Origin of the sequence: Pelorhabdus rhamnosifermentans (genome assembly GCF_018835585.1) — a bacterium.
GTDB classification, from domain to species: domain Bacteria; phylum Bacillota; class Negativicutes; order UMGS1260; family UMGS1260; genus Pelorhabdus; species Pelorhabdus rhamnosifermentans.
The window spans coordinates 1-273 of sequence record NZ_JAHGVE010000138.1 but is presented as its reverse complement, the minus strand read 5'-3'; the positions used below and the strand labels follow the sequence as shown (position 1 = coordinate 273).

General features: G+C 61.9%; 1 protein-coding gene. It reads right to left on the bottom strand.

Annotation, left to right across the window (positions count from 1 at the left end):
- A partial coding sequence (locus tag Ga0466249_RS26095) for an enoyl-CoA hydratase-related protein (RefSeq protein WP_215832404.1) occupies positions 1-233 on the bottom strand: 233 nt, incomplete at its 3' end.
- Positions 234-273 lie beyond the last annotated feature (40 nt).

The following is a 273-nucleotide window of genomic DNA, read 5'->3' as shown; positions in this document are numbered from 1 at the left end:
CCAGGAACCGCGTGCCACATGTTGGCGGGAAGATCGGCCACATCGGCGCCGACCGAGAAATACGTCTCCTCCGCGGAAGCCAGCACCGCGACGCGATCGTCGCTGTCGCGGAAGCGCAGCCAGGTGTCACGCAACTCGCTGCACAGCGCGTTGTTCAGCGCATTGTGCTTTTCGCTGCGAGCCATCGTGATGGTGGCGACGTAATCCGCGCTCTCGTAATGGACGAGCGTCATGCTGGCCTCCCTGATCTTGCTGTTATTATCGTTCGCCTCG